The organism is Methanoregula sp. (assembly GCF_002835825.1).
Lineage (GTDB): Archaea > Halobacteriota > Methanomicrobia > Methanomicrobiales > Methanospirillaceae > Methanoregula.
The window spans coordinates 1-5,045 of the sequence record NZ_PIZH01000158.1 but is presented as its reverse complement, the minus strand read 5'-3'; the positions used below and the strand labels follow the sequence as shown (position 1 = coordinate 5,045).

6 protein-coding genes are annotated in these 5,045 nt (G+C 53.6%); 5 read left to right on the top strand and 1 reads right to left on the bottom strand.

Going from position 1 to position 5,045, the window contains the following annotated elements; genetic code table 11:
* On the bottom strand, nt 1-344 hold a 344-nt coding region (locus CW742_RS07020), incomplete at its 3' end, for a translation initiation factor IF-5A (protein ID WP_292418385.1).
* Between the two features lie 107 nt (nt 345-451).
* Here CW742_RS07020 and CW742_RS07015 point away from each other — a divergent pair.
* The 5 genes from CW742_RS07015 to CW742_RS06995 all read left to right on the top strand — a co-directional run bounded on the left by CW742_RS07015 (nt 452) and on the right by CW742_RS06995 (nt 4,698).
* Complete coding sequence (locus CW742_RS07015; protein WP_292418382.1) at nt 452-1,234, top strand: bifunctional fructose-bisphosphatase/inositol-phosphate phosphatase; 783 nt, start codon at nt 452-454, stop codon at nt 1,232-1,234.
* 5 nt (nt 1,235-1,239) lie between these two features.
* Complete coding sequence (locus tag CW742_RS07010) at nt 1,240-2,052, top strand: NAD(+)/NADH kinase (protein WP_292418379.1); 813 nt, start codon at nt 1,240-1,242, stop codon at nt 2,050-2,052.
* Nucleotides 2,053-2,133: 81 nt separating this feature from the next.
* On the top strand, nt 2,134-2,625 hold the full coding sequence (locus tag CW742_RS07005; protein WP_292418376.1) for an amino acid-binding protein: 492 nt from the start codon (nt 2,134-2,136) through the stop codon (nt 2,623-2,625).
* Nucleotides 2,622-3,608, top strand: coding sequence for a homoserine dehydrogenase (locus CW742_RS07000; RefSeq protein WP_292418373.1), 987 nt, complete (start codon nt 2,622-2,624; stop codon nt 3,606-3,608). Before CW742_RS07005 ends, CW742_RS07000 begins: the two co-directional genes overlap by 4 nt.
* Nucleotides 3,592-4,698, top strand: coding sequence for a helix-turn-helix domain-containing protein (locus CW742_RS06995; protein WP_292418369.1), 1,107 nt, complete (start codon nt 3,592-3,594; stop codon nt 4,696-4,698). The genes CW742_RS07000 and CW742_RS06995 overlap by 17 nt, the downstream gene beginning before the upstream one ends.
* Nucleotides 4,699-5,045: the final 347 nt, after the last annotated feature.

Genomic DNA, 5,045 nt, shown 5'->3' with positions numbered 1-5,045 from the left:
TACATGTACTCTTTTCCCACTTCGATAGCGCCCGTCTTGTCTTCCGGAATGGGGATCTCGAAGTTGGTGAAGTCTTTCATGTCCATGAGCTGGGCCATGTTTCCTGCAATGGAGAGGACCTGGCCACTCTTCCGTTCGACAACAGGTACATAGGTTTTTGCCGAAACCGGTGATACGATTGAGCGTTTGACGCCATCAAAAATTCCTACCGCATCGATACGTGCTTTAGCTGCGCCGTGTTTTCCGGGCTTTGATGTTGCGATGCCGACAACCTTGCAGGGCTCCTCATCGATAACGATATACCTGCCTTCCTTGATCTTTCCAATTTCCGTCTGTTCCTTCATTCTTTTCTCCTGATTTTTTGCTTTAACAGTAAACGCGCTATTATTTTATCTCTGTTGCATTACATAAATACAGCGCAGGATTCGGGAGTTCCTGGAATCGTCTATATATGAACACTGATTTTTTCTCTGCATGCGACCTGATGGCCGGGAGGGTTGAATCAGCTATCAGCAGTCTTGTCTGTACTCATGAAGGTGGAAAAACCGTCTGCATGGGTGCTGACGGGACGCCAACAAAACTTATTGACAAGGTTGCAGAGGATATCATTATTGAGATCCTCCGTGAGAATCCGATCTGTTCTCTTCTTATCAGCGAAGAGGCCGGCAAAGTGTCCTTCGATGGCCCGGAGGGCACAATTTTCCTGGACCCGGTTGACGGGACTTTCAACGCGGTGGCCGGCATTCCCTTTTACGCACTTTCCATAGCCTATGCAAATAATGGAATTGTCCAGAAAGCATATGTTCGCAATCTCGCCAGCAAAGAGACCTTTACTGCAGAAAAAGGGCGATTTGCTGAATGTAATGGCAGAGATATCCGGGTGTCTGCGGTATCCAATCTCGATGAATGTGCCCTCAGCGTCTATGGCAGGAAGTTTGATCCCAGCCGGGTAATACATCTGGGCCAGAAAATCCGGCGCTGGCGCCTTCTTGGGGCTTCAGCGCTCGAGCTCTGTTATGTCGGGTGCGGGAGAATAGATGGGTTCGTCGACCTGCGCGGGACGCTCCGAGTGACTGATGCAGCAGCGGGGATGCTCGTGTGCAGCGAAGCCGGGGGAACGGTATCAGATTTGGATGGCAGACCCCTCACATTTCCGGAGGAGGTTACCGTGGGGCGGTGCATTGTCGCAACAAACCGTGTCCTGCACCATAAGGTGATTGAGTATCTGAGGTGACGACAATGAAGGCCGTAATTGTTTCCCGCATTGACAATGCAGAGGCTCTCGAATTTGCCCACGAAATACGGTCCATTCTTTCTGATGTCGGGTGTTCAGCAGAGTTTGATCACGATACTGCAACAGCAGCAGGAGAATCCGGCAGCGACCTTGCCGGAGTGGATGCAGATGTTGTCATTGTCATAGGGGGGGATGGTACGATCCTCCGGACCATCCAGCAGCTCGACCGCCCGATACCGGTTCTTGGCATCAACTGGGGTGAGGTGGGATTCCTTGCAGATCTCGAACCGGCCGATGCTCCTCTGTTCGTTAAAAATCTCGGTCATGGCTTTTCTGTTGAGCATCGTATGCGGATCTCCCTTGCAAAGGATGGAGTCCCCCTTGGATCTGCCTTAAACGAAGCCCTGATTGTCACGACACGCCCTGCAAAGATGCTGCGTTTCTCAATAATCATCGATGGTGTTGTGGCAGAACAGTTCCGGGCAGATGGGCTTTTAGTAAGCACACCCACCGGGTCAACCGCATATGCCATGAGTGCCGGTGGCCCGATCGTTGATCCGCGGATCCAGGGATTCCTCCTCGTACCGCTGGCACCCTATATGCTCTCGTCACGCCCGCACCTTATCAGCGAGGGAAGGCGACTCGAGATCCGGCTCGAGAGTGCCAAGCCGGCGAAGCTGGTTCTTGACGGTCAGCAGACCATCGATCTTGGCACATCCAGCATGATTCAGGTCGGGAGATCCCCGGTTCCGGCACAGTTTGTCGATGTGAAGAGGAACTTTTTCGAGAAAGTGGATAAGAAACTCCGCAATCTCTGAAGAGTGCCTGCTGAAATTAAAATAAAGACTTATCTTTCGTTGCGATCTACTACTGGGAAGGTGGAACAATTGCAGGTCTCCATGAAACTCGAGATGAAGGATTCGCCCGGCCAGCTGGTGGCAGCTTTGAAGCCGATCTCGGATGTTGGCGGGAACATCATCGCCGTCATCCACCAGCGCGAACCGGATCAGGACACAAAGACCCTGAATGTCCAGATCGTCCTAGAGTTACCCGAGGGACGACTGGAGAACCTGATTGCAATCCTCAAGGGACAGGGTGTCCACATCCAGCGCATCGACCGGGAGCGCCTCCTTTACCGGCGCACGGTCATCATCATCGGCCACCTGATGCACACCGATCTCTCGGACACGGTCGGCCGGATCGACTCCACCGGCTTTGCCGAAGTGAGCGAGCTTTCGATGAGTATGCCTGCGGTCAACGAACGATCGTCATCGCGCATCACCATCAAGGCCCTCAGCAAGAACGATATGGAGTCTGCACTGGAAATTCTCCGCAAGGTATCGGATCAGAAGAACCTGCTGATGATCGAGCCGCTGGAGGAGATTGCATGAAGGTTGCTCTTGTTGGTCTCGGGTCCGTTGGCCGTGGCGTGGCAGAAATGATCGCAAAGAAAGATCTCGGGCTCACTATCACCGGAATTGCAGATTCGAAAAGCGGTCTCATAAATAACGCCGGTATCGATATTGCATCCGTTCTTGCCACCAAAAGAAAGACTGGTTCCTGCGGAACTCCGGGAGTCATGGCAGCGGATGTTGTGGCAAAGGCAGAGTACGATGCCCTGATAGAGGTGACCCCGACGAACGCGCTATCGGGAGAACCTGCAACGGGGTATATCCGGACTGCGCTGAACCGGAAGAAGCATGTAGTCACATCAAACAAGGGCCCGGTTGCGTTGTACTACAAGGAACTGAGAGAACTCGCCAGGAAGAATGGTGTGGAGTTCCGGTACGAGGCAACGGTTGCCGGAGCAATCCCCATCATGCACGTGCTTGAGCACGGCCTTGCAGGAAACGAGATCCTTGCCATCTATGGAATCCTGAATGGCACCTGCAACTTCATCCTTACCCGGATGGCAGACGAGGGGCTCACCTATGAACAAGCCCTCCTTGAGGCCCGCGAACTGGGATACGCGGAAGCCGATCCCACCTATGATGTCCAGGGAATCGATGCGGCTATCAAGCTCGTGATCCTGGCAAACACGATCTGGGGGAACGCGGTAAAACTCGAAGACGTCGACCGGACCGGGATCGATCTCCTCACTGCGGATGCGCTCCGGCTTGCCGATGAACAGGGCTGCACCATTCGCTTAATCGCGGAGGCTATCCCCCGGAAGAATCTGCTCCGGGTCTCTCCCCGCATCCTGGAAAAGAACCACCCGCTCGTTACGCAGGGAACGCTCAATGCACTCACGCTTGAGGTCGATATGGCAAAGGAGATCACCCTGATCGGCCGGGGTGCCGGGTCGGTCGAGACTGCAAGCGCGATTATCGGGGACCTGCTCTTTATCCGGAATTGTCATGTCCAGCGTCCTTGAACATCGCAGGGATTACCTGCGCCTGATGCGCCAGTTCACCCTCGACAAAGGCTATTTCACGGTAACGGATATCCAGAAATCCGCCGGTATCCCACGGAGCACAGCGCAGGACTGGGTGACCCGGCTCCTCCGCGAAGGATGTGTCCTCATTAGGGGCGAGAAACGCGGGAGGAGCCCGGCGCGGTATGCTGCCATCAGTGCCGTTCCTTCAAGCACCTGCAAGCGGATTTTCACAACCGTTGACGGATCCAGTGTCGAGATTTATCATGACTGTATGAGCGGAGCCTGCGCTGCGTTCTGCGGGCACCATCACGCACTTGCCGGGGGTGTGCTCTCTCGTGTCGAGCGGGACGGCACCCTCCTTCGCGAATCCGGCCGTCTCGGATCATCTGAAATATCCATTGGTCTCTTCCCGAAGTCCGCTGTGGGCGTATGCGGAATTGAATGCCGGGATGACCTGATTGTGCAGCATATCCGGTGTATCGGAGGTCCTGCCTACTCCCTGTCTGGTATGATGGCCCGTGCGGAAGGAGTGGTGCATGTTGAATCGCAGCACAACGGGCATCTTGTTGAGGGCCGGGTCTCTACGCAGGCCCTTATGAAAGTGACAATTGGTATCGATGATACCGACTCTAATGAGGGGGGGGCAACATTTGCTCTCGCTCTTGCTCTCCTGAATCACGTAGGCAGGATCAAAGGGGTTCTCCCGATCAGCCATCACGTGGCGATGCTGAATCCTGCCGTATTCCGGAAGACTGCGGGCAACTCAGCGAGTTTTATTGAGGTTGCTGTGCAGCCTGGCCGGTACGCAGCGCTGGTGGAAAAGACACAAAAGTTCCTTGCTGACGAATCATTGTCCGTGGAATGGGGGCTCGCCATCCGTAAGGGACTGATCGTTCCTGAAAATCTCCGCGAGTACGGCCGTATGGTCCGGACAAAGGTCATCCCGCGGACTATCGCAGAGGCAACCGCAGAGAGTTTTGGGATCCGGCTGATCGGAGGCGAGGGTGTGATTGGTGCGCTCGGCGCTGTTGCTCTCACGGGTCTCTCCCACGATATCCTGCTGGATCCAACTAAGAATGACTTTTAATTGACGTCGTTTCCTGTATATCCGGGAGAATATGTCATCTGTCATTTACATTAATTGATGAGGCTTTGACGTGAAGATCTGTTTCACGAATGAACCTTGGGACTTCACCGGTCTCGTATAACGGGATAGATACAAAATGGATCCGTTGCGCTTAAAGGATTCTCTTGAAATATTTTTGAGGGTTCGTTTGTAAAAAAGGGCGAATGATCGCCTTCTCATGGCCCAAATTAACCGTCAGCTTTATTCCATCCGAAAACACGCGGAGATGGAGTATCAGGTTCGAGATTATTCGGTTTGTTGTCACTACGTTCCATATTCGTTGGATGAGTATCTTGTATGCTCAGTGA